This is a genomic window from Asanoa siamensis (assembly GCF_016862555.1).
GTDB classification, from domain to species: Bacteria; Actinomycetota; Actinomycetes; order Mycobacteriales; family Micromonosporaceae; genus Asanoa; species Asanoa siamensis.
This window is the reverse complement of sequence record NZ_BONE01000027.1, coordinates 12,434-36,275: the sequence shown is the minus strand read 5'-3', so window position 1 is coordinate 36,275 and position 23,842 is coordinate 12,434. Positions and strand designations below refer to the sequence as shown.

Below are 23,842 nucleotides of genomic sequence, written 5' to 3'. Positions count from 1 at the left end.
CATGAGCGAGGGGGATGGATGAGATCTAGACGATGGCTGGCGGCTGCGACCGCCGCCACGGTGGTCGCCGCGATGCTCGCGGCATCGCCGGCCCGGGCGGCGGCGCCCGGTGCGGGTGACCAGTTGGAGGTCTACGTCGGCACGGTGACGCCGGCACAGCTCGACGAGCTGCGCGCGGCCGGCGTCGACGCCGAGGAGGTCACCGTCGGCACCGACGGGGCCAACACCCGGGTCGAGGCCGTGCTCAGCGAGCGGAACGCCGACCGGCTCGCTGACCAGGGCGTCAAGCTGTCCGTCAAGAAGGTCCGCGGCAAGGCGGCCTCGCAGGCACTGCGCGAGCAGGCCCGGGCCGGCTGGGAGGCGTTCCGGCCCTACAGCGCTCCCGGCGGCATCCGCGACGAGCTGGTCGCCACCGCCGCCCGCTATCCCAAGCTCGCCGAGGTGGTCAACTTCGGGAAGACCACCCAGGGCAAGACCATGACCGCGGTACGAGTGACCAAGAACGCGAAGAACGTGCGCGACGGTTCCCGCCCGGCGACCCTCTACATGGGCGCGCAGCACGCCCGTGAGTGGATCACCGTCGAGATGACCCGCCGGCTGATGCACTACGTGCTCGACAACTACGGCAAGGACCCGGTGATCACCAACCTGGTCGACAAGACCGAGCTGTGGTTCCTGCCGGTGCACAACGCCGACGGCTACGACTACACGTTCACCGAGGACAACCGGCTGTGGCGCAAGAACCTGCGCGACAACGACGGTGACGGCCAGATCACCACGCTCGACGGCGTCGACCTCAACCGCAACTTCGGCTACAAGTGGGGCTACGACAACGAGGGCTCGTCGCCGCAGATCACCAGCGACACCTACCGCGGTCCGGCGCCCGACTCCGAGCCGGAGACCAAGGCGCTGCACTCGCTCTACAGCAAGATCCGGCCCGAGTTCTTCATCAACTACCACTCGGCCGCCCAGCTCCTGCTCTACGGCGTGGGCTGGCAGGTCAGCACCCCGACGCCCGACGACGTCATCTCGATCACGATGGCGGGCGACGACGCGCACCCCGCGGTGCCGGGCTACGACCCCGACATCTCCGCCGAGCTCTACACCACCAACGGTGACGCCGACTCGGGCCTGTCGGCCCGCTGGGGCGGCCTCGGCTTCACGCCCGAGATGAGCACCTGCGCGGCCGCGGCCGACTCGGTGCCCGACGACGAGTGGCTGGCGGAAGACTGCGTCAGCGACTTCATCTTCCCGGACGACGAGGACCTGATCGAGGCGGAGTTCCAGAAGAACATCCCGTTCGCGATCGCCACCGGCCGCTCCGCGCTCGACCCGGACGACCCGGTGTCGGCGGTCGGCCGCACGACCCCCGACTTCGTGGTCGACGCGTTCGACTTCTCCTACGGCACCCGGCAGCCGGTCGCGGTGACCGCCCGGCGGGCGCTGCGCGACGTGCGGATGCACTACACCGTCAACGGCGGCCGGCCGCAGACCACGAGCGTCCGCGAATGGCGCGGCGGTGAGCGCTACGGCAACGAGGGCGACGACTACTACGCCGAGCTGCGCGGCACGGTGACCAAGGCCAAGAAGGGCGACACGGTCGAGGTCTGGTTCAGCGGCAAGAAGCCGGGCAAGGGCCCCGTGGCCAGCTCGCACTTCACCTACACGGTGTCGCAGGACATCGGCGGCGACGTGCTGGTGCTGGCGGCCGAGGACGTGACGGGCCTCAGCCCGGCGCAGACCGGCACGTCGGCGAAGTACGCCGACGAGATGCAGGCGGCGTTGACCGCCGCCGGGCGCAGCAGCGACGTCTACGACATGGACACCCGCGATCGCAAGGCACCGCACCCGCTGGGTGTGCTGTCGCACTACAAGGCCGTCGTGTGGGAGACCGGCGACGACGTCATCCCGCGGGCGCAGGGCCAGGTGCCCGGCACGGCCGCGAAGTCGGCGCTGGAGACGGAGCTCGCCGTGCGCGACTACGTCAACGAGGGCGGCAAGATCTTCATCACGGGCAAGAACGCGATGTACGCGCAGAACATCAACGGCTCCTACTACTACGAGCCCGACGTGCCGGCGCAGCCCGAGTGCACCGACCCGCACGACCCGCCGTGCCTGCCGCTGTTCAACGACTTCCAGCAGTACTGGCTGGGCGCCTACGCGTACGTCGACGGGTCCGGCTCCGACGAGGAGGGCAACCCGCTGCCGCTGAACGGCACCGGCGGGCGGTTCACCGGTTTCCAGGGCACGCTCAACGCCCCGGGCTCCGCCGAGAACCAGGACCACACCGCGTCGTTCCTGGCGACGTCGAGCATCCTGCCGCAGGACGAGTTCCCGTGGTTCGGCACCAGCTCCGCTCCGGTGGGCTGGGTCCGGCCGGGTGCGCCGCCGTTCGACCCCTACGAGGGCGACTACTACGCCTTCAGCGGGCGCGGTGACGAGGCCTACAAGCGGCTCGGCCGCACGGTCGACCTGACCGGCAAGTCCTCGGGCCAGTTGCGCTTCTTCACGTCGTACGACATCGAGACGAACTGGGACTTCATGTTCGTGGAGGCGCGTACGGCCGGCGGTGACGACTGGACGACCCTGCCCGACGTCAACGGCAAGACCACCCAGAACACGGGTGACAGCTGTGCCGCCAACTCGCCGGGCCGGCTGCACCCGCAGCTCAACCACTACGTCACCTTCACCGCGACCGACGAGCCGTGCCTGCCCACGGGCACGTCCGGGGCGTGGCACGCGGCCACCGGCTCGTCCGGCGGCTGGAAGGAGTGGGTGGTCGACCTGACGCCGTACGCGGGCAAGCAGGTCGAGCTCTCCATCACCTACATGACCGACTGGGGCACCGAGGGCCTGGCCGCGTTCGTCGACGACGTGCGGGTCGTCGCCGACGGGGCCACGCTCGCGTCGACCGGGTTCGAGACCGACCTGGGCGGCTTCACGGTGCTCGGCCCGCCGCCGGGTTCGGCGCCCAACGTCACCGACTGGAGCCGCACCCAGCTCGGGTTCGAGGAAGGCGCCGTGATCACCACGCAGGACAGCGTCTACACCGGGTTCGGCTTCGAGGGCCTCGCGCCCGCGCAGCGCGACGACCTGGTCAAGCGCGCGATCCGGCACCTGCTCGGCTGAGTTCCTGGCAACAGGTGGGGCCCGTTCCGTCTCGGCGGAGCGGGCCCCGTCAGCTTCCGCGCTGGTCGTGCATGACGCGGACGACCCGGGTGACCAGGTCCCACGGGATCGGCTCGGTCCAACGAAACTGCAGGGCGTCCTTGGCGCCGCGGTAGGGCGCCACGGCCCGCTCGAAGTCGTCGTCGGCCCGCGGCGCCGGGTAGAGCGAGATGAACTTCTTCCAAGCGGCGTAGTAGACGAGCACCGTGCCGTCCACCGTCACCGCCGGCATGTTGTAGCTGATCTTCTCGCCGCTGCTGGGCAGCGCATCGAGCACGGTCTGCCGCATCCGCCGGGCGATCTCCTGCTGCTCGGCGGGCAACGCGTCGAGGTAGTCGTCGACACTCGCGAACTTGGCGGCCATGCCGTCCAGGATGCCGGATCCCGGCGCTCAGAACTCGTAGATCTGGCGGTCTTCGACCGGGCGGTAGCCGATCTTCGCGTAGATCGAGTTGCTCGTCGGGTTGCTCAGGTCGGTGAAGAGCACCACCTCGTGCGGGCGGGCGGCCGCGCTGACCGCCGCCGTCACCGCCGAGCCGAACCCTCGGCCGCGGTGGGCCGGCGGGGTGTAGACGGGCCCGACCCGCACGACGCCGCCGGCCGGCGCCCGCACACCGGCCAGGGACACCGCGACGCCGTCGCACTCCCAGACGGTGTAGAAGCCGCCCCGCAGGGCGGCGTCGACGGTCTCGGCGGCCGCGGTGAGGGGCTCGTGCGCCTCTTCGCCGAAGGCGACGAGCCAGGCCGTCAGCAGGTCGCGGTCGGCCGGGCCGGCTGCCCGCGCGACGCCGGGAACGCCGGCCGGCGGCACGAGGTCGCCCAGCCGGAACAGCCTGGACCGGCGCCCGGGTCTGGCCGTCGCGCCCGTCCGGGCGCACCACGCGTCGGAGAAGGCCCGCGCCCCCTCGTCGGTGGAGTTGACGGCCGGGACGCCGTCGAGCACCGCCGCCAACGAGGCCGCCGCCGCGACGGTGGCCGTGCCGCCGAGCAGCAGCGGCCGCGGCGGTGTCCAGACGAAGGCGCTGCCGTCGGGGTGCCAGCCGAACACCGGCGCGGTGTCACCCGGGTCGGCCGCGGCCACCTTGGCGGCGATCGTCAGCAGCAGCGTGTTCTCCACCGGGCGGGCGAGCAGGCCCGCGCCCGCCGCGGTGCGGAACTCGTCGACGTGCGATGTGGTCGTCCACATCGACCAGACGCTAGTCGGTCGTCTTCTTGGCCGCAGTCGTCTTTTTCGGAGCCGCCTTCTTGGCGGCTGCCGTGGTCTTCTTGGCCGCGGTCGCCTTCTTGGCGGTGGTCTTCTTGGCCGCCGTCTTCTTGGCGGCGCCGGCCGTGCCCGTGGCCTTGGTGGCGGCCTTCTTCGTCGCCTTCTTGCGCGGCGCCGGACCCTTGGCCCGCTTCTCGGCGAGCATCTCCGACGCCTGCTCGAGGGAGAGCGACTCCGGCGTCTGACCCCGGCGCAGCGACGCGTTGAACTCGCCGTCGGTGACGTAGGGCCCGAACCGGCCGTCCTTGATCACCAGCGGCTTCTCGGTCAGCGGGTCGGCGCCCATCTCCCGCAGCGGCGGAGCGGCGGCCCGGCGCTGCCGGGTCTTGGGCGCCGCGAGCAGCGCCTTGGCCTCGTCGAGCGTGACCGTGAAGAGCTTCTCCTCGGACTCCAGCGAGCGGAACTCGTCGCCCTTCTTGACGTACGGGCCGTACCGGCCGTTGGCGGCGATGATCTCGACACCGTCGGTGTCGGCGCCCACGACGCGCGGCAGCGAGAGCAGCCGCAACGCCTCCTCGAGCGAGAGCCCGTCGGGCGTGTGCGACTTGAGCAGCGACGACTTGCGCTCGCCACTGGCCACGTAGGGCCCGTAGCGGCCGGACTTGAGGACGATGTCCTCGCCGGTCTCGGGGTGGGTGCCCAGGCTGCGCTCACCGCCGCCGCCGAGGAACAGCTCGTCGACCTTCTCCGGCGTCAGCTCGTCGGGCGCGAGGCCCTCCGGGATGGACGCCCGGTCCTCGTGCTCGGCGCCGTCACCGTTGCCGTTGGCCGCCGCGTGGTCGGTGGCCCGCTGCAGGTAAGGGCCGTAGCGGCCGACCCGGACCACGACGTCGCGGCCCTGGTCGTCGCGGAACAGCGGGATCGAGTTGACGCTGCGCGCGTCGATCTCGCTGAGGTTGTCGGTGACCAGCTTCTTGAGCCCGCCCGAGGCCGCGATCGTGCCGTCGGCGGAGACGTCGCTGCCGAAGTAGAACGAGGTCAGGAACGCGGTCGCGGCCATGTCGCCGCCGGCGATCTCGTCGAGCTCGTTCTCCATGGCGGCGGTGAAGTTGTAGTCGACCAGCCGGGGATAGTGCCCCTCCAGCAGCCCGACGACCGCGAACGCGAGGAACGACGGGATCAGCGCCTGGCCGCGCTTGACCACGTAGCCGCGGTCCTGGATGGTCGCCATGATCGACGCGTAGGTCGACGGGCGGCCGATGCCCAGCTCTTCGAGCTGCTTGACCAGCGACGCCTCCGTGTAGCGCGACGGCGGCTGGGTGCTGTGCCCCATCGCCTCGAGCTGCTCGGCCGTCAGCGGCTGGTCCTTGACCAGGTTGGGCAGGCGCCGCTCGGCGTCCTCGGCCTCGGCGTGCTCGTCGTCGGACGACTCCACGTAGGCCCGCAGGAAGCCCGGGTCGGTGATGGTCTTGCCGGTGGCGCCGAAGTCGGCCTCTTCGCCGGCGACCGACACGGCCCGGATCCGGATCGACACCGACATGCCGACCGCGTCGGTCATCTGGGACGCGATGGTCCGCCGCCAGATCAGCTCGTAGAGCTTGAACTCCTCGGCCGACAGCTCGTTGGCGAGCTCGCCGGGCGTGCGGAAGGTGTCGCCCGAGGGCCGGATGGCCTCGTGCGCCTCCTGGGCGTTCTTCACCTTGCCGGTGTAGCGGCGCGGCTCCGGCGGGACGCTGCCCTGGCCGTACAGCTCGGCGATCTGCCGGCGGGCCGCGGCGATGGCGGTCTCCGACAGGTTGACCGAGTCGGTACGCATATAGGTGATGTAGCCGTTCTCGTAGAGCCGCTGCGCCGTGCGCATCGTCTGCTGTGACGAGAACCGCAGCTTGCGGGCCGCCTCCTGCTGGAGCGTCGAGGTGATGAACGGCGCGTACGGCCGGCGCCGGTAGGGCTTCTCCTCGACCCTCGTGACAGTGAACGGCCGCCCGTCGAGGCGGGCGGCCAGCCCTCGAGCGCCGTCGGCGTCGAGATGCACGACCGCGGCCCCCGGCTTCACCCGGCCCGTCGTGGGCTCGAAGTCCTTGCCGGTGGCGACCCGGTCGCCGTCGAGGGCGACGAGGTTGGCGGTGAAGGTGCGCGGGCCCTCCTTGGCGGCGGCCGCGTCGACGGCCAGCGTCGCCTGGATGTCCCAGTAGTCGGCGGAGCGGAACGCCATCCGCTGGCGCTCACGCTCGACCACGATGCGGGTCGCGACCGACTGGACCCGGCCGGCCGAGAGCTTCGGCATGACCTTCTTCCAGAGGACCGGCGACACCTCGTAGCCGTAGAGCCGGTCGAGGATGCGCCGCGCCTCCTGGGCGTCGACCAGGTCGCGGTCGATGTCGCGCGGGTTGGCCACGGCGGCCTGGATCGCCTGCCGGGTGATCTCGTGGAAGACCATCCGCTTGACCGGGACCTTGGGCTTGAGGGTCTCGAGCAGGTGCCAGGCGATGGCCTCGCCCTCACGGTCCTCATCGGTCGCGAGGAAGACCTCGTCGACCTCCTTGGCCAGCTTGGTCAGCTTGGTGATCTGCTGCTTGCGGTCGGCGGACACGACATAGAGGGCCTCGAAGCCGTTGTCGACATCGACCCCGAGGCGGGCCCAGGGCAGTTCCTTGTATTTGGCCGGCACGTCCGCGGCGTTGCGCGGGAGGTCACGGATGTGACCCAGGCTGGCCTCCACCACGTAACCCGGGCCGAGATAGCCCGAGATCGTCTTGGCCTTCGCCGGTGACTCGACGATGACAAGACGGGTGCTCCTGGCGTTGCTCGGCACTGCACTCCCTCACATGCTCGTGGATGTCCAAGGTAACGCGCGCACGGCGGTGAGGTCGCGATACTCCATCCGAGCCGGACCATGGCGCAGCGTGACGGTGGACGGCGACACCGTACACCCAGGTATAAGGGTGACGGGTGCCACCGCACCGGAACCGGTGTCGATCGAACAGTTGGACAACGCGTTCACCCAGGCCAGCATTCCTGCGGGGCCGGTGGTGGACGATCTCCGACAAGCTCGGCAAGACGGGCCAACCGGCGCCGGCCCGTCACCCGGTAGGCGGGTCCGCCGGCCCGGGGCCCGAGCAGCGCGGCGGGGAGGCCGACCGCGGCGAGCGCGGCGCCGACCTGGTCCCACTGCCCCTCGTCGTTGGCGCCGAGCTTCAGGGCAAAACCGGACTCATCCGGCGCACCCGCCGCTGCCACCCAGAGGCGGAGCCTTCGCCCATCGAGGAAGAAATCCGGCGGAGGGCGCTTCACCGCGCCCCGCAGCCAGGCGACCCCGAGCGTCGCCAGCGCGGTCGAATAAGAGGTACGCACGCCCAGGTGCCCGTCCACCTCGGTGGGCGACCAGGTCGGCGCCAGCCCGCGCCGGGTCAGCTCGGCGGCGAGCACGTGCACCCGCCAGGCCGCGTCGACCACCACCGAGACCCGGGCCGTGCCGCCCATCCGCACCACCTGGCCCGGCCCGGCGAGCAGGCCCGCCAGGTCTCCCGGCGTGGGTTCGCGGGCCTCGACGCCGAACAGCGAGAGCTGCCGCGGCGTCAGCGACACTCCGGGACCTCGTCGAAGGCGCGCGTCAGCTCGGGTGAGTCGAGCTTGCTGGTGTCCAGCGCGCTGGCGTCGTACTCCTTGTTGAGGGTCTCGACCGCGACCTGCACGCTGTCGTAGAACGCGGGGCCGGTGTCCAGCCCGTCGATGGTCCGCTTTGCCTTCCCGTACGCGTCGCGCACCCCGGCCAGCGAGCCCACGAAGCCGTCGGCGACCGCGGTGCCCTCGTCGACGTCGGGCACGCCCGCCTTCTCGACCAGCGCCCGGGCGTCCTCACTGGCCTGTTCGGCACCGCCGAGCAGCCGCACCAGGTTCTCCTTCGCCTGCGCGGGGGTGGTCTTGGCCGTCATCTGCTGCTGGGTGCCCGAGGCCAGGCTGTCGATCTCGTCCCGCCAGGGGCTCAGCGCGTCGCACACGTCCGCCGCCCAGATCTGCGGCGCGGGCCGGCCGGCTCCGCAACCGGCGAGCGCCAGCACCAGCAGGACAGCCGGCAGGACTGCGCGAGGGGTACGCATGCCGTGCAGCATAGAAGGAAGAGCCCCCGGCTGACGCGACGCGTCAACCGGGGGCTCGACAACCCTAGGGGTGCCCGATCAGACGTTCACCCGCTCAACTTCGGCGTCCTCATCGGCTTTTCCCGAGTCGGCGTCCGAGATGGCGACGGGCTTGCGCTTGCTGAACACCACCGCGCCCACGATGACCGCGACCGCGATGACGGCGATGCCGACCCGCAGCCCGGTGTTGGCGTCGTCGCCGACGCTGAACGTGATGACGGCCGGCGCGATCAGCAGCGCGACCAGGTTCATCACCTTGATCAGCGGGTTGATCGCCGGGCCGGCGGTGTCCTTGAACGGGTCACCGACGGTGTCGCCGATGACGGTCGCGGCGTGGGCCTCGGAGCCCTTGCCGCCGTAGTGGCCGTCCTCGACCAGCTTCTTCGCGTTGTCCCAGGCGCCACCGGAGTTGGCCAGGAACACCGCCATCAGCGTGCCCGCGCCGATCGCACCGGCCAGGTAGGAGGCCAGCGCGCCGGCACCGAGGCCGAAACCGACCGCGATCGGGGCGAGGATCGCCAGCAGGCCGGGGGTGAGCAGCTCGCGCTGCGCGTCCCGGGTGCAGATGTCGACGACCTTGCCGTACTCGGGCCGCTGGGTGCCGTCCATGATGCCCGGGAACTCCCGGAACTGGCGACGGACCTCGACCACGACGGCGCCGGCGGACCGGGCCACCGCGTTGATCGCGAGACCGGAGAAGAGGAACACCACCGCGGCGCCGACGATCAGGCCGACCAGGTTCCGCGGGTTGCTGATGTTCAGCAGGTTGAGGATGTAGTTGTCGACGTCCGCGATGCCCGCGTCGGTCAGCGACGTCGCCACCGAGCTCGTGTACGAGCCGAACAGCGCGGTCGCGGCGAGGACGGCCGTAGCGATCGCGATGCCCTTGGTGATGGCCTTCGTGGTGTTGCCGACCGCGTCGAGCTCGGTCAGCGTCTTCGCGCCGGCCTCGTCGATGTCGCCGGACATCTCGGCGATGCCCTGCGCGTTGTCGGAGATCGGGCCGAAGGTGTCCATCGCGACGATGACGCCGACCGTGGTCAGCAGGCCGATGCCGGCCAGCGCGACCGCGAACAGCGACAGGATCAGCGAACCGCCACCCAGCAGGAACGCGCCGAACACGCCGGCGCCGATCAGCAGCGCGGAGTAGACGGCCGACTCGAGGCCGACGCTGATGCCGGCGAGCACGACCGTGGCCGCGCCCGTCTGCGAGCTCTTGCCGATGTCCTGCACCGGACGCCGCTCGACCTCGGTGAAGTAGCCGGTCAGCGCCTGGATGGCGGCGGCCAGCACGATGCCGATGACGACCGCGCCGATCGCGACCCAGCGCGGGTCGCGGGTGATGCCGGCGATCTCCGGGGACACCCCGTTGAACTCGGCGAACGACGGCTTGAGGTAGAACCAGGAGACCACCGCGACCGCGACCGCGGAGATCGCCGCCGAGATGTAGAAGGCCCGGTTGATCGCCTGCAGGCCGTTGCGGTCGCTCGCCCGCAGGCGGGTGATGAACACGCCGACGATCGCGATGATCGCGCCGATCGCCGAGACGATCAGGGGGAACACCAGGCCGTCCTCGCCGAACGCGGCCCGGCCCAGGATCAGGGCGGCGACCAGGGTCACGGCGTACGACTCGAACAGGTCGGCGGCCATGCCGGCGCAGTCACCGACGTTGTCGCCCACGTTGTCGGCGATCGTCGCCGCGTTGCGCGGGTCGTCCTCGGGGATGCCCTGCTCGACCTTGCCGACCAGGTCGGCGCCGACGTCGGCGGCCTTGGTGAAGATGCCGCCGCCGACCCGCATGAACATCGCGAGCAGGGCGGCGCCGAAGCCGAAGCCCTCGAGCACCGTCGGGGCGTCGCCCTTGTAGAGCAGCACGACGACGGTCGCGCCGACCAGGCCGAGGCCGACGGTCAGGAAGCCGACGACACCGCCCGTCCGGAACGCGATCTGCATCGCCTTCTCGCGGCCGCCCTCGGTCTCCCGGGCCGCGGCCGCCACGCGCAGGTTCGCGCGGGTCGCCAGCGCCATGCCGGCGCCGCCGATGAACGCGCTGAACGCCGCACCGACCACGAAGAACAGCGAGCGGCCGAGCTTGACCAGCGTCTCGTTGCCGTCCGCGCCGTGTACCGGCAGCACGTAAAGGAGGATCACAGCGATCACGACGAAGATCGCGAGCGTTCTGAACTGGCGGCGCAGGTAAGCCGAGGCGCCCTCCTGCACAGCGCCCGCGATTTCCTGCATGTTGGTGGTGCCCTTACCGGTTGCCAGAACCGCCCGACGCAGCGTGGCCGCGAAGCCAAGCGCCACGAGGGCGATCACCAAGGCGACGATCACGTACGAGAAGTTCGCACTGGTAAGGGACAGCCCGCCGCCGTCGGCGGCCAAGGTCCCGGTCCCGGACATCTATGTCCTCCAATAACGACCAACGCGTCCCGCCGGTGGACTAGCCCGGCCTTGGGACGTCTCCATGTGGAGAGCAACGACGCACCCGACCAGACGGATGGCGAGGTCAGGGCGCTAGCTGATAACCCGCGTACTCTAGCCGTACACAGTGTCGCTATTCACATCGGCGCGGGGTTGTCGCGCACAAAACGTGATCTCTGCTAGCGCCCGACCGGCCAGACCATGCGTACTTCGGTGCCGATGCCGACCTCGACAGGACGCACCTGGAGATCCTCGACGAACCCCGCGAGCAGGGCGAATCCGACACCGACGGTCAGTGCCTCGTCGGTCAACGACTCGTTGGCGAGCTCGTCCGGGGGCAACGCGGCGAGGCCGAGCCCGGCCTCGATCGGCGCGCGGTCGATGACGCGCACCACGTAGTTGCCGCCGTCGGACATCTCGACCAGCACGAGGTCGGCGAGTCCGTACTGGCGGTGCAGCGCGACCGCGCGCGTGCAGGCCTCACCGATCGCGAGCCGTACCTCGTCGAGCAGCTCTTCGGCGACGCCCGCACGACGGGCGACCGCCACGCCGACCAGGCGGGCGGTCCGGACGTGCACCGGAGCCGGGGAGAACGAGAGACGAACAGTCGCCATCACTCGGCCGGACCGGCCTCGACGGCCGCTTCGACGGTCGCGAACAACGGGAAGACCTGGTCGAGCGCCGTGATCCGGAAGATCTTCAGCAACGGCTCCTTGTCGCAGACGAGGCTGAGGCCGCCGCCCGCCTGCCGGAGCCGCTTGAGCGCGCCGACCAGCACGCCGAGCCCGGTGGAGTCGAGGAAGTCGACCCGACCGAGGTCGACGACGATCTGGGTGGCGCCGGCGTCCACGAGCTCGATCAGCCGCTCGCGTAGCCGGGGGGCGGTGTAGACGTCGACCTCGCCGCCGACTTCGAGCACGGTGTGCCCGCCCAGGGCCCGGGTCGAGAGCGACAGCTCCATCGAACGCCTCCCGCTGTTGTGACTTTGTTCCTGCGATCTAACCATCGACACGCTGTGTATGCAGCGATGACCTGACCCGGCGTCGACTGATCAGAACATCAGTGCGAGAGTGCAGGCATGACCTCAGCGGTTGGGGCGCCGGCTTCCCTGCTCGCCGGCCTGCTCGCCCAGCCGCCGGTCACCCATGTCGAACAGGTCGCCTCCCGGGTCGGCGATCCCGTGCCGTGGCCGTCGTGGGTGCCGCCGGCGGTGGTCTCCGCGTACGCGGCGCGGGGTGTCTCGCTGCCGTGGCGGCACCAGGCCGTCGCGGGGTCGCTCGCGTTCGAGGGCCGGCACGTCGTGGTGGCGACGGGGACGGCCTCCGGCAAGTCGATGGCCTATCAACTGCCCGCGCTGTCGCGACTGGTCGACGACCCGCGGGCGACGGTGCTCTATCTCGCGCCGACCAAGGCACTCGCCGCGGACCAGTTGCGGTCCGTCGCCGGTCTGGACGTTCCTGGCGTACGCCCGGCGTGTTACGACGGCGACACACCGCGGGCCGAGCGGGAGTGGATCCGGCAGAACTCGCGTTTCGTCCTGACAAATCCCGATATGTTGCACCGAAGCATCCTGCCGGGGCATGCCGCCTGGGGCACCTTCCTGCGCCGGCTGGCGTTCGTCGTGGTCGACGAGTGCCACACCTACCGGGGTGTGTTCGGTTCGCACGTCGCGCACGTGCTGCGGCGGTTGCGGCGGGCGGCGGCCCGTTACGGGCGTACCCCCGTGTTCGTGCTGGCGTCCGCGACGGCGGGCGATCCCGAGACGGCGGCGGCGCGGTTGACGGGCCTGCGGGTCGAGCCGGTGACCGAGGACGCGTCGCCGCGGGGCGGGGTGACGTTCGCGTTGTGGGAACCGCCGCTCGAAGGTGCGTCAGTCCGCCGGTCGGCCGTCCGCGAGACGGCCTCTTTGCTGACCGATGCCGTCTCGGCCGGGGTGCGCACGGTGGCGTTCGTGCGCTCGCGGCGCGGGGCGGAGACGGTCGCGACCGTGGCCCGGCGGTCCTTGTCGGAAATATCCCCCGAGCTGGCGTCGCGGGTGGCGGCCTACCGCGCCGGCTACCTGCGCGAGGAGCGGCGGTCGCTGGAGGAGGGTCTGCTCTCCGGCTCGCTGCTGGGCCTGGCGTCGACCAACGCGCTGGAGCTCGGCGTCGACCTGGTGGGCCTGGACGCGGTGCTGATCTGCGGCTACCCCGGCACACGGGCGTCGCTGTGGCAGCAGGCGGGCCGGGCGGGCCGTTCGGGTTCCGACGCGCTGGCGGTGCTGGTGGCGCGGGACGACCCGCTCGACACCTATCTCGTGCATCACCCGGAGGCGCTGTTCGGCCACCCGGTCGAGGCGACGGTGCTGGACCCGTCGAACCCCTATGTGCTGGGCCCGCAGCTGTGCGCCGCGGCCGCCGAGGGCCCGCTGACGCAGGCCGACCTGTCGCTGTTCGGCCCGGCCGCGGTGCCGGTGCTGGAGGAACTCGTCGCGGCCGGCCTGCTGCGGCGGCGGCCGTCGGGTTGGTACTGGCGGCCGTGGAAACGCCCCGAGATCGACCTGCGCGGCAGTGGGGGCCAGCAGATCTGCGTGGTGGAGTCGTCGACGGGCCGGTTGCTCGGGATGACCGACGCGGGCTCGTCGCACTTCATGCTCCACGACGGTGCTGTCTACCTGCACCAGGGCGCGTCCTTCGTCGTGGACTCGCTGGACCTCGAGGACGGGTGCGCGCTGGTCCACGCGGAGGAGCCGGACTACACGACCCACGCCCGCGACGTGACGACGCTGTCGGTGGCGGGGGTGGGTTCGTCGGTGGTGGCGGGCCCGGTCGCGATGCACCTGGGCGAGGTGGACGTGACGAGCCAGGTGGTGTCCTACCAACGGCGCCGGCATGGTTCGGGCGAGGTCATCGACACAAAGCCGTTGGACCTCCCGGCGCGGGAGCTGCGCACGGTCGCGGTCTGGTTCACGGTCTCCCCCGCGGCTTTGTCGGCGAACGGGGTAGCCGAGGCTGACATTCCGGGCGCACTGCACGCGGCCGAACACGCGGCGATCGGCCTGCTGCCGCTGGTGGCGACGTGCGACCGCTGGGACATCGGCGGTTTGTCGACGGCGTCGCACCCGGACACGGGCCTACCCACGGTCTTCGTCTACGACGGCCACTCAGGAGGGGCGGGCTTCGCGGAACGCGCCTTCGCGGCGGCCTCGTCCTGGCTCCAGGCGACACGGGACGTAATCGCGGAGTGCGGCTGCGAGGCTGGCTGCCCGTCCTGCGTCCAGTCACCGAAATGCGGCAACGGCAACAACCCACTGGCGAAGCCAGAAGCGGTAAAGGTCCTGGACATAGTCCTCTCCAACCTGGCAGCGGCCACGTCGGGGTCGGGCACGGAGTCGGCCACCGCAGCGAGCCCGACCCCTGCGTCGGTGGTCGACCGGACCGATGCGGCAGCGGCGCCCCAGGTCGCCGCTGAGGCAGCACCGCACGTGGCCGCCGAAGCAGCACCGCACGTCGTCGCCGAGGCCGCACCGAACGCAGCCGCCGAGGCAGGGCTTGGGATCGCGCCTCAGGCGGTACCGAGCATTGCCCCCCGAACAGCGCCTGACGCGGCAGCTGACACCTCAGCCGACGCGACGGCCGGCCTCTCGGCGAACACGACGGCGACCTCGACCGGCGCGACGACGACCGACGCCACGACGACCGACGCGATGACGACCGACGCCGCGGCGCCCAGCGAACCGAACGCGACGACGACCGACGTCGCGGCGGCCAGTGAAGCGTTGGCTGCCAACGGCCAAGGGGTCGGTGACGCGACGGGCGGGGATCGGGTCGGGTCCGCGCCTCGGCGGAAGCGGTCCCGGTCTGGCCGCAGCGCGCTCTCGGATGACGCCGGACCCGCCGCGGCCGCCGGTCCGCGGGTGCCGAAGGCCCGAGCCAAACTGGCTGCGGGAGCCAAGGAGGCGACCGGACCCGCACCGGCCGCGAGCCCGGTGCCCGCGGCCAGGCGCCGCCGTGCCAAGGGCCCCACAGCCGCCGTCGGTCACGACGACGCCGTCGCCGGTGAGGTCGAACCTGTCGTCGACGCTCGCCCGACCCTCGCCCTGCGCTCGCCCGAGGACGCCGCAGCCTAGCCGACCGACCCCTGCCTCGCGGTCGCCTACGGACGCTGCGGCCTAACCGACCGAGCCCTGCGTGCGGTCACCCAAGGACGCTCCGGCCTAACCGGTCGACGCCGGCCGTGCGCCCCCATCCCCTGCCTGATCGTGCCGCGCGGGTTTCGGAGGTCTGGAGCGTCGGTGATGATGGCGTGATGGTGGGTGCGCCGATCGAACCGTCCGCGCTCGAGGCCGCGCTCCGCCCGTTCGGGGCGTCGACCATGCTGCCGGCCGCCGCGTACGTCGCCACCGACGTCCTCGCCTGGGAGCAACGCCACCTGTTCGCCGGGTCGTGGGTGGCTCTGGGGCGCACCGCGCTCCTCGCCGAGGCCGGCAACCAGCACGCCCGCACGGTCGGCGACGTCGGCGTGCTCGTGACGTTCGACGACAGCACGCCACGGGCGTTCGCCAACGTCTGCCGGCACCGCGGACACGAACTGCTGGCCGCCGGCGCGGCGACCGACCGGCCCGCGGTGCTCTGCCCGTACCACGGCTGGTCCTACGGCCTCGACGGCCGCGTGCGGACCGCGCCGCGGATGGGTGAGGGCTTCGACGCCACCGCGTACGGTCTCATCGAACTGCCGGCCGTCGACTGGCACGGCTGGCTGTTCGTCAACGCGACCGGCACAGCCCGCCCGTTCGCCGCACATGTGGGCGCGCTGGCCGGCCACGTCGCGCCGTACCGGCCGGAGACCCTGGTCATCAAGGCCCGCCACGAGTACGAGGTGGCGGCCAACTGGAAGGTCATCGCGGAGAACTACCACGAGTGCTACCACTGCCCGCTGATCCACCCCGAACTCTGCGCGGTCTCACCGCCCAACTCCGGCAGCAACTGGCGCGAGCCGGGCACCTGGGTCGGTGGCTCGATGGACCTACGCGACCACGCGGACACGATGTCGCTGGACGGCCGCTCCCACGGCATCCCGCTCGCCGGCGTCGAACCGCGCCTGGTCCGCTACCTCGGCCTCTTCCCCAACATGCTCATCTCGCTGCATCCCGACTACGTGCTGACCCACCTCCTCGAACCGCTGTCACCGGGCGCCAGCCGGGTCACCTGCGAGTGGCTGTTTCCCGCCGAGGTGACCGACCCGTCCTACGCCGTCGACTTCTGGGACCTCACCAACCGCCAGGACTGGGCGGCCTGCGAGTCCGTCCAGCGTGGCCTGTCATCACCTCATTTCGTGCCCGGTCCGTTGGCGCCCAACGAGAACGCCGTCTACGACTGGGTCACCCTGATCGCGCGCGCCTACCGCGACCCGCTCGCCGAACTCTCCACTTGAGACGAACGACGTGACCGGCCCGGCCCGGGCGCGAGCCTTGGCGATCCGCACCGCGCCACGCGGCGGTAGCTCCACCGTCACCTCGACAGTGACCACCACGTCGAACCCGTGCACAACGCAGCCGGTCAACCGACCACCGTTGGCGGCGGCGATCTGGCCGGCCCGGGCACACGCCGCGTCCGAACCTTCCAGTACGCGCGCCCCGCCGGCCAACGCGCCCAGATCAGCAGCGGTCTGGGCCTGATGCCGGCCGATCGCCGCGACACCGACTGCCGCGCACGCCAACCCGAACAGCACGAACGCCAAGCCGACAGCCAGCACCCACACCGTCGCCGCGCCTCTGTCCAGCCGCGGTGGGCCAAGCCCGACAGCCGGCGCCGTCACGCCCTTAGAGGCAGTCACGTCCGTCCCGGCAGTCGGAGCAGCCGACGCCGCGGCCGCGCTCGCGGCCGTCGAAGCCGTCGCGCCCGTCGAGGCCGTCGCGCCCGCGACCGCCGCCGGTGCGGCCCGGGACCTCACCACGGCAGGTCCGGTTCGCGCTCCGCCACGGCCGTCGCCGAGACGTCGATCGCCGGTAGGCGGGTGCCGGCCACTCGGGCCGACGCTCGTACCGTCGCCGTGACCGTGTCGCCCTGGACCGTGACCGTGATGGTCGCGCCGTCGGGTGCCGTGCTGGTGCCTGACAGCGTGCCTTCCTGGCCGCGCGCCGCGGCCAGGGCAGCATCGCGGGCGGCGTCCGCGCACCGCAGTTTGGTTTGGGTGGCCGCGACCGCGGCGACTCCGACGAAGAGCAGCAGCGCCAACGCCGGTAAGGCGGCTGCCAACTCCGCCGTCGTCGAACCGCGGTCGCGGCCACGGCCCGCCCGCAGCGGGCGTACCCGGCCGCGCCACCCCCTGCGGGACATCCGCGCTCCGTGCCGACCCGCGGCGGTGGCAGCGGAGGTGCCCACGGGTGTGCCAGGCCGGTTGCCAAGGCCGGCCGGCGAAACACCCGTTGGTTCCTCGTGCCGGCCGCGAGGACGGGCATCGGAGGCATCGGAGTCCCGGAGGACTCCCGGCGGCGTCGGAGGTTCGCCGCCTGGGAGCCGGCGCGTGAGTACACGTCGCATGCGACGGGCCCTGGTCATCAGCCGAGCGCTCGGCTGATGACCGCGGAAAGCGCGGCGAGCACTCTGTCAGAACTGACGACCTTCAACAGTGCGGCGGCGAACGCGACGGCCGCGACAGTGCCGACCGCGTACTCCGCGGTGGTCATGCCGTCGTCGTCGCGCAGCCGGGCGAGGAGCTTGCGCACGGTGTGACTCCCTTCTGTCGGTCAGAGAACGTCGCCGAGGAGGGCGACGATCACCGGTACGAGACCGGCGAGGATGAAGGCGGGCAGGAAGCAGAGCCCGAGTGGCAGGACGATCAGCACGCCGGCACGGCGCGCGGCGGCCTCCATCGCGGCCGCGCGGTCGGCGCGGAGGTCGTCGGCGAGCCGGGTGAGCGCGCCCGCCAGGGCTGCACCACTCGCCGACGATCGAACCGCCGCGGCGGCGATCCGGGGACCGCCCGGCATGCCCGCGACGTGGCTCCACGCCTCGTCGGGCTCGGCGCCGAGCCGCAGCGATCGGCCGACAGGCGTCAGGCGGTCCCGCAACGGACCCCCGAGCGCGTCGGCGACGCTGAGAACCGCCACGTCGACCGGCGCACCGGCCCGCAACGCGGCCGCGATCAGGTCGGCGCAGATCGGTGCGTCGGCCTCCTCGCGCAGCCGCCGTGCTTTCGCGTCGGCTGGTTCCAGCCGGCCGATGGCCCGATGCGCGACCAGCGCGGCCGGCGCCGCCAAGGCAAACCCCCACCACCCGTCGACGAGCACGGTGGTCGCGGCCGCCGACGCCAGCGCGCCGAGCTTGGCGAGGTCCGGACGTCGCCGGGCCTTGGGCGTAGGCGTGATGCTCTCCAAGCGCCGGGCCGCTCGCACCCGGCGAAGCGGCCAGGTCCGCGCACCGCCGCGGAGCCGTGGCGCCGACGCGGTCATGACAGCCTCGGTTGCAGGCGTTGCGACCAGACCAGCCCCAGGATCTGCAGCGTGACGGCGCAGAGGGCACAGACCGCGCCCAACGGTGTACGCAGCAGGATCGCCAATGAGTCCGCGCCGATCGCATAGCCGAGCGCCAACCCGCCGATCGGAAGCGCGGCCAGCAACATCGCCGTGGCCTGCGCGCCCGCGGCCTGGGCAGCCGCCGCGTCCCGGGCGCGATCCCCGGCCCGCGCGTCAGCCTCGATCCGATCGACGAGGTCGGCCAGCGGCGCGCCAGTGCGCTCGGCCAACGTCACCGCGGCCCGCGCCAGCGATGCCAGCCTCTGGTCCGCGTCCTGTTCGGGGAAGACGGCTAGCGGCGCCGTCGCATCCGCGGTCTCGGCGGCGAGGACAGCGGTCGCGATCGGGACGCCCGCGCGGAGGTCGGCCGCCAGACCCGTCAGCCGGTCCAGCAACGCGGATCTGGCCGCGCGCCGTGTCGCGTTCCCGCGGCGCCGGCGCAGGGAAACGGTGGCCACGGTGGCATACGCGCCCAGGATGACCGCGGCGACCACCCCGCCGAGCAGATAACCCAGCGCTGCGGCGGCGCCGAACGACAGGGTGACCGCCCGCCAGGCCGGACCGGAGGCGACAACCGCGAGCAGGCCGCCCACGGACCAGGAACGCGTGGCGGTGCGACGCCGGGCGGGTGGCGCCAGGATCTGACGCTGCCGGCGTCGAAGAGCCCGGGACCGCCGCAGGCGAACCACCCCGACCACCAGCGCCGTCGCCACGACTGCCGCAACGGCAAGCACGATCGCGTTCATCGCGGACCCGTCCAGAGGATCTCTGGAACGCGGACGCCCCGGGCCGCCAGCAGCGCGGCGAGATCCGCCGCCGCCGCGGCCACGCCGGTCGAACGCTCCCAGACCGGTCGCACCGTCGCGAACCGGTCCGGCCCCTCCGCGACCACCAGCCCGACGGTCTCCAGGACGCGACCCGACGTCGCGCGCCGCATGTGCAGGACCACCTGGAGCGCCGCCGAGACCTGGGCGTGCAGCGCCACCCGCGGCAGGCCGCCCAGCAGGCCGAGGGCCTCGAGCCGGGCCGGCACGTCGGCGATCGTGTTGGCGTGCATCGTCCCCGCGCCACCCTCGTGGCCGGTGTTGAGCGCCCGCAACAGGTCGACGATCTCGGCGCCGCGGCATTCGCCGACCACCAGCCGGTCGGGGCGCATCCGCAAGGCCTGCCGGACCAGGTCGGTCATCTCGACCTCGCCTGCGCCCTCCACGTTGGACACCCGGCATTGCAGGCTCACCACGTGCGGATGCGCCGGGCGCAGCTCCGTCGCGTCCTCGACCAGGACGATCCGTTCGTCGCGCGGCACGATCTCGATCAGCGTGTTGAGCAGCGTCGTCTTGCCGGAACCCGTGCCGCCGACCACCAGGTAGGCCAGGCGGGCCGCGACCACCGCCGCGAGCAGGTCGGCGACCGACGCGGGCACGGTGGCCCGGGCCACGAGGTCGGCCAGCGTGAACGGGCGGCGGCGGAACGTACGCAGCGAGAGGTAGGGACCGCCCGTCGCCACCGGCGGCAGCACCGCGTGCAGCCGCGTGCCGTCCGGCAGGATCGCGTCGGCGTAGGGCGCCCCGTCGTCGAGCCGCCGACCCGCCGCGCCGACCAGCCGTTGCGCGAGGCGCCGCACCGCGTCGGGTGACGGCAACGCCACCCGTTCCCGGCGCAGGCCGTTGCCCCGGTCGGCCCAGACCTCGGTCGCGTTGACCAGCACGTCGGTCACCTCGGGGTCGGCCAGCAACGGCCCGAGCGGACCCGCTCCGACGAGGTCGTCGTGCACCCGCGCGGCCAGCCGCAAGACGTCGCGGTCGCCGAGCACGGGCCCGCCGGTCTCGCGGACAGCCGCCACGACCGCGGCCGGACTCACCTCGTCGAACCCGGCGGCGAACCGCCGACGGACCTGGCCCGCCAGATCCGCCGACTGACGCCCGAACGGCGGCGGGTTGGCCGGCAACGTCGTGGTCATGCCGCCACCTCGCCCGAGGACGTGGAGACGTCGGTGAGGATGCGCCGGCACAGATCCGCCAGCGGCCCCCGCCCCGACGACGCCGGCGCCTGGCCGTGTTCCAGGCCGCGCGCCAGGCCCGGCTCCGGCGGCAGCAAGCCCGCCAACGGAAAGCCGACCGACCGCGCCACCTCGGCCGCGGACAGGTTGCCCGGTGCCGGGCCCCGGACCACGACCGAGACCGACGTGCAGTGCAACGCCGCGGCCTTGGCCACCTGGGTCGCCGCCGCCGTAGCGCGGAGTTCCGCCGGCACCACCAGCAACGTGTGGTCAGCGCCCTGCAGCGCCGCGACCGCCGCGTCGTCGAGGCGCCGCGGCAGGTCGACCACCACCAGGTCGCGGGCGCGGCGGCCCGCGTCGAGGACCGCCGCCATCGCCGCCGCCGGCAACGGCAAGGGCTCGCCGCGGTCGAACGAGACCATCACCAGGTCGCCCCGCTGCGGCAGCGAGCGGACCAGGGCCAACGGGTCCAGCGCCCCGTCGGTGCCGGCGAGCCCCGGCCAGCGCAATCCGTCGACCCCCTCCCAGCCCAGGATCAGGTCGAGGCCACCGCCGAACGGGTCGGCGTCGACCAGCAACACGCGCCGGCCGTCGCGGGCCGCGGTGACCGCCAGAGCACCCGCCAACACGCTGGCGCCCGCGCCGCCGCGACCGCCAAGAACCGTGACCACCCGACCCGTGCCGTCGGCGACCAGCGCGCCGAACCGGCGCAGGAGCCACTCCTCGGCTTCGGGAAGACGCAGCACGTATTCGGCGCCCAGCGCCTCCGCCGACTCCCAACCCGGGACCGGTTCGAGACCCACCAGCACCAGCCCCTGGCGGCGCGGCAACCGGGCACGTACGCAGGCCGCCGCCTGGTCGGCGCCGACCACCACCAACGGCGCCCGGGACCAGCGCGGCCGGGCGGCGGTGGAGTCGGACGCGACGTCGACCGCGGTGCCGGCGGCCGCCGCCACCCGTAGCACCTCGTCGAGCAGGTCGGCGTCGGCCGTCACGACCAACGGCAGCCGAAAAGGTCGCACGGAAGCGGACACAGCAGGCCTCCAGAAGGGCGAGTGGGCCAAGGACCCACACACCTTGCGCCGACCGGAGACGCCAGGACGTGCCAACGAGACGAAGCTGTGGATAACCCCGAGCCTGTGGACGACGACGCAGCCACGGAACGGACACGTGCTACGGAGGACACAGAGGACGGACGAAAAACGACGACCCCCGTCGGGGGGAGACGGGGGTCGCCTGAGGTTCGGCTCCGGGGGGGTCGAGCCGAACCCACTCAGCGGTTACGGGGGGTGCAACCGCCGAGGGTCGGAAACACGACTGGAAATCGTGTCTCAACTAGCATGCCTGATATGCGCGGTGCGCGTCGAGTGGCGTTTGCCCCAACTCGCACGACACGCCGATGGAGATCCGTGACTTGCATCGCCGTGTCAGTGGGGCGGTACCAAGTTGTACCAGGCTATGGGGTAGGCCACCCCGGGCGGGCCACCACCTTTGGCGCCGCACATTAGACTTCCGATCGTGGGCCGCAGCGCCGCGTTTTTCGACCTAGACAAGACCGTCATCGCCAAGTCCAGCGCCTTGGCGTTCGGCCGGCCGTTCTATCGTGACGGCCTGATCACGCGCCGTGACGTCGTCAAGTCCGCGTACGCCCAGCTCATGTTCCGCCTAGGCGGCACCGACGACCAGTCCATGGCGAAGATCCGTGACTACCTGGCTACCCTCTGCAAGGGCTGGCCGGTCGACCAGGTCGGTCAGATCGTCACCGAGACGCTGCACGAGCTGATCAACCCCTACATCTACGCCGAGGCCGCGGCCCTGATCGACGAGCACCAGGCAGCCGGCCGCGACGTGGTGCTGGTCTCCGCCTCCGGCGAGGAGATCGTCAAGCCCATCGGCGCCCTGCTCGGCATCACCGACGTGATCGCCACCCGGATGGGCGTCAGCGACGGTCGCTACAACGGCGAGGTCGAGTTCTACGCCGCCGGCTCCGCCAAGGTCGACGCGGTCACCGCGCTGGCCAAGGAGCGCGGCTACGACCTCGCCGACTGCTACGCCTACTCCGACTCGAGCTCCGACATCCCGCTGCTCGAGTGCGTCGGCCACCCGGCGGCGGTCAACCCGGGCCGCACCCTGCGCCGCCTCGCGAGCGACAACGGCTGGCAGGTGCTCGAGTTCCGGCACCCGATCCCGATCGGCAGAAGGCTCCGCGAGCGCCCGGCCGTGCCGGTGGCCGCCGCCGCGATCGGCGTCGGCGTGGGCGTCGCGATCGGCATCGCCTGGTACGGCCGCCACCGCCGCACCCGCACGGCCCCCGCCACTTAGCGCGACGAAACCGCCACCCGAACAGGGTCAGAGGCTTCCGATCAAGCGGTCATCGGCGTAGAAAGGTGATGCGGACACCGGCGGAAACGACGGGCTCCGTGCACGGCCACCGGGCACCCACGCGCGACCAGCCGCGGCAGGCGCGTCCCGGCGGATCGCCCCAGAGCGACCGCCGACGACGAACAAGGTGCACGCTTGGTAACCCGGCCGGACGTGACCTGACGGCGCCTCAGCCTTGAGGCGCCGTCCACGTCTCCTCGGCCGCCTCGGTCAGGGCCGAAGCCCCCAGCGACACCGCCGTGAAGCAGTGCCGCAACCACGACCGCACCCCGTCCGGCGTACCCGTGGCGAACGCCCCCGCGGCTCCGACGCACTCCGGCTCCCGGGCGAGATGTCCGATCTCCGGGGCGATCAGCCCGCGCGGATCGAAACCGGACGACATCAACGTCAACCGCGCCGCCGCCCGCGCGACCACCCCGGGTTCACCGGCGAACGGGCGCAACGTCAACAGCTCACCGTGTACGACGGCGGCCAGCACCAAGGGCGGCGCCGACGTCCCACCGGCGACCAGCGAGGCGAGCGCGTCCAGCCGTGACCCCGCCGAGAAACCCGCGACCGGATGTCCGAGCTGGTCGGCGGGCACCGCGCCGCGGAACGCCAACACGTGCAGCCGCGCCAGCACCTGCCGCGGAGCCTTGACCCACGTCTCGGCCAACGACGGCAACGCCGACGCGACCCGCAGGCACCCCTGCACGACCGGATCGGTCACGACGCCGGCCCGGACCTGCTCACGGTCGTACCCGTGCCCCGCCAACGCCGCCGAAGCCACCGCGGACCGCAGGCTGACCTCGGCCGCGACCGCCCCACCCTGCCGGCGCAACGCCCGATGGCGCATCGCGGCATCGGCGGCCTCCCGGGCCGAGGTCACGGCGGACTGCACGTCGGCGAGCGCCAGCAGCGGCGCGAGCGGGTCAGCGAGCACGAGGCAACGCTAGCGGAGCGTGCAGCGGGTGCGCGAAAGCGCGCGGAGATGGCAAGATTCGAACAAGTACGGACGCCGTCGGGCTCATCGGCGCGCGGGCCGGTTCACT

The 23,842-nt window shown here is 72.2% G+C and carries 18 protein-coding genes and 2 pseudogenes; 4 read left to right on the top strand and 16 right to left on the bottom strand.

The window, feature by feature from the left end; genetic code table 11:
- The first annotated feature begins 18 nt into the window (after positions 1 to 18).
- Positions 19 to 3,129, top strand: coding sequence for a M14 family metallopeptidase (locus Asi02nite_RS18025; protein ID WP_203714425.1), 3,111 nt, complete (start codon positions 19 to 21; stop codon positions 3,127 to 3,129).
- Between the two features lie 49 nt (positions 3,130 to 3,178).
- Here the strand turns inward: Asi02nite_RS18025 and Asi02nite_RS18020 are convergent, their stop codons facing one another.
- The 8 genes from Asi02nite_RS18020 to Asi02nite_RS17985 form a co-directional block, all read right to left on the bottom strand.
- Entirely contained in the window at positions 3,179 to 3,532 is a 354-nt protein-coding gene (locus Asi02nite_RS18020) for an iron chaperone (protein ID WP_203714416.1), read from the bottom strand.
- Between the two features lie 27 nt (positions 3,533 to 3,559).
- Positions 3,560 to 4,354, bottom strand: coding sequence for a GNAT family N-acetyltransferase (locus Asi02nite_RS18015; RefSeq protein WP_203714414.1), 795 nt, complete (start codon positions 4,352 to 4,354; stop codon positions 3,560 to 3,562).
- Positions 4,355 to 4,364: 10 nt separating this feature from the next.
- Positions 4,365 to 7,187, bottom strand: a complete 2,823-nt coding sequence (gene topA / locus Asi02nite_RS18010) for a type I DNA topoisomerase (RefSeq protein ID WP_203714413.1) — start codon at positions 7,185 to 7,187, stop codon at positions 4,365 to 4,367.
- Positions 7,188 to 7,372: 185 nt separating this feature from the next.
- Complete coding sequence (locus tag Asi02nite_RS18005) at positions 7,373 to 7,960, bottom strand: hypothetical protein (RefSeq protein ID WP_203714412.1); 588 nt, start codon at positions 7,958 to 7,960, stop codon at positions 7,373 to 7,375.
- On the bottom strand, positions 7,951 to 8,472 hold the full coding sequence (locus Asi02nite_RS18000; protein ID WP_203714411.1) for a hypothetical protein: 522 nt from the start codon (positions 8,470 to 8,472) through the stop codon (positions 7,951 to 7,953). Before Asi02nite_RS18000 ends, Asi02nite_RS18005 begins: the two co-directional genes overlap by 10 nt.
- 78 nt (positions 8,473 to 8,550) lie before the next feature.
- Positions 8,551 to 10,914 (bottom strand): sodium-translocating pyrophosphatase, encoded by a 2,364-nt coding sequence (locus Asi02nite_RS17995; protein WP_203714410.1) that lies wholly within the window; start codon positions 10,912 to 10,914, stop codon positions 8,551 to 8,553.
- Between the two features lie 200 nt (positions 10,915 to 11,114).
- Positions 11,115 to 11,552 (bottom strand): ATP-binding protein, encoded by a 438-nt coding sequence (locus Asi02nite_RS17990; protein ID WP_203714409.1) that lies wholly within the window; start codon positions 11,550 to 11,552, stop codon positions 11,115 to 11,117.
- A complete protein-coding gene (locus Asi02nite_RS17985; RefSeq protein WP_203714408.1) occupies positions 11,549 to 11,896 on the bottom strand; it encodes an STAS domain-containing protein in 348 nt (115 codons plus the stop codon). Before Asi02nite_RS17985 ends, Asi02nite_RS17990 begins: the two co-directional genes overlap by 4 nt.
- A 117-nt stretch (positions 11,897 to 12,013) precedes the next feature.
- Here Asi02nite_RS17985 and sftH point away from each other — a divergent pair.
- Positions 12,014 to 14,281 (top strand): annotated as a pseudogene (gene sftH / locus Asi02nite_RS17980) (DNA 3'-5' helicase SftH); the annotation flags it as partial.
- Between the two features lie 941 nt (positions 14,282 to 15,222).
- Positions 15,223 to 16,347 carry an aromatic ring-hydroxylating oxygenase subunit alpha gene (locus Asi02nite_RS17975; protein ID WP_239126788.1) on the top strand — a complete coding sequence of 375 codons (1,125 nt, stop codon included), beginning with the start codon at positions 15,223 to 15,225 and terminating at the stop codon, positions 16,345 to 16,347.
- A gap of 12 nt (positions 16,348 to 16,359) precedes the next feature.
- Here Asi02nite_RS17975 and Asi02nite_RS17970 read toward each other — a convergent pair.
- The 7 genes and pseudogenes from Asi02nite_RS17970 to ssd all read right to left on the bottom strand — a co-directional run.
- Positions 16,360 to 16,749: pseudogene (locus tag Asi02nite_RS17970) on the bottom strand (Rv3654c family TadE-like protein); the annotation flags it as partial.
- Between the two features lie 113 nt (positions 16,750 to 16,862).
- Entirely contained in the window at positions 16,863 to 17,252 is a 390-nt protein-coding gene (locus Asi02nite_RS17965; RefSeq protein WP_203714406.1) for a TadE family type IV pilus minor pilin, read from the bottom strand.
- Between the two features lie 221 nt (positions 17,253 to 17,473).
- Positions 17,474 to 17,641, bottom strand: coding sequence for a DUF4244 domain-containing protein (locus Asi02nite_RS17960; RefSeq protein ID WP_203714404.1), 168 nt, complete (start codon positions 17,639 to 17,641; stop codon positions 17,474 to 17,476).
- A 21-nt stretch (positions 17,642 to 17,662) separates the two neighbouring features.
- On the bottom strand, positions 17,663 to 18,367 hold the full coding sequence (locus Asi02nite_RS17955) for a type II secretion system F family protein (protein WP_203714402.1): 705 nt from the start codon (positions 18,365 to 18,367) through the stop codon (positions 17,663 to 17,665).
- On the bottom strand, positions 18,364 to 19,176 hold the full coding sequence (locus Asi02nite_RS17950; RefSeq protein WP_239126787.1) for a type II secretion system F family protein: 813 nt from the start codon (positions 19,174 to 19,176) through the stop codon (positions 18,364 to 18,366). Before Asi02nite_RS17950 ends, Asi02nite_RS17955 begins: the two co-directional genes overlap by 4 nt.
- Positions 19,173 to 20,390, bottom strand: coding sequence for a TadA family conjugal transfer-associated ATPase (locus Asi02nite_RS17945; RefSeq protein ID WP_203714401.1), 1,218 nt, complete (start codon positions 20,388 to 20,390; stop codon positions 19,173 to 19,175). The genes Asi02nite_RS17950 and Asi02nite_RS17945 overlap by 4 nt, the downstream gene beginning before the upstream one ends.
- Complete coding sequence (gene ssd / locus Asi02nite_RS17940) at positions 20,387 to 21,424, bottom strand: septum site-determining protein Ssd (RefSeq protein ID WP_203714563.1); 1,038 nt, start codon at positions 21,422 to 21,424, stop codon at positions 20,387 to 20,389. Before ssd ends, Asi02nite_RS17945 begins: the two co-directional genes overlap by 4 nt.
- Positions 21,425 to 21,947: 523 nt before the next feature.
- On the opposite strand from ssd, the gene Asi02nite_RS17935 reads away from it, so the two are divergent.
- Positions 21,948 to 22,751 carry an HAD family hydrolase gene (locus tag Asi02nite_RS17935; protein ID WP_203714399.1) on the top strand — a complete coding sequence of 268 codons (804 nt, stop codon included), beginning with the start codon at positions 21,948 to 21,950 and terminating at the stop codon, positions 22,749 to 22,751.
- Between the two features lie 229 nt (positions 22,752 to 22,980).
- Here the strand turns inward: Asi02nite_RS17935 and Asi02nite_RS17930 are convergent, their stop codons facing one another.
- A complete protein-coding gene (locus Asi02nite_RS17930) occupies positions 22,981 to 23,733 on the bottom strand; it encodes a Fic family protein (RefSeq protein ID WP_203714398.1) in 753 nt (250 codons plus the stop codon).
- Positions 23,734 to 23,842: the final 109 nt, after the last annotated feature.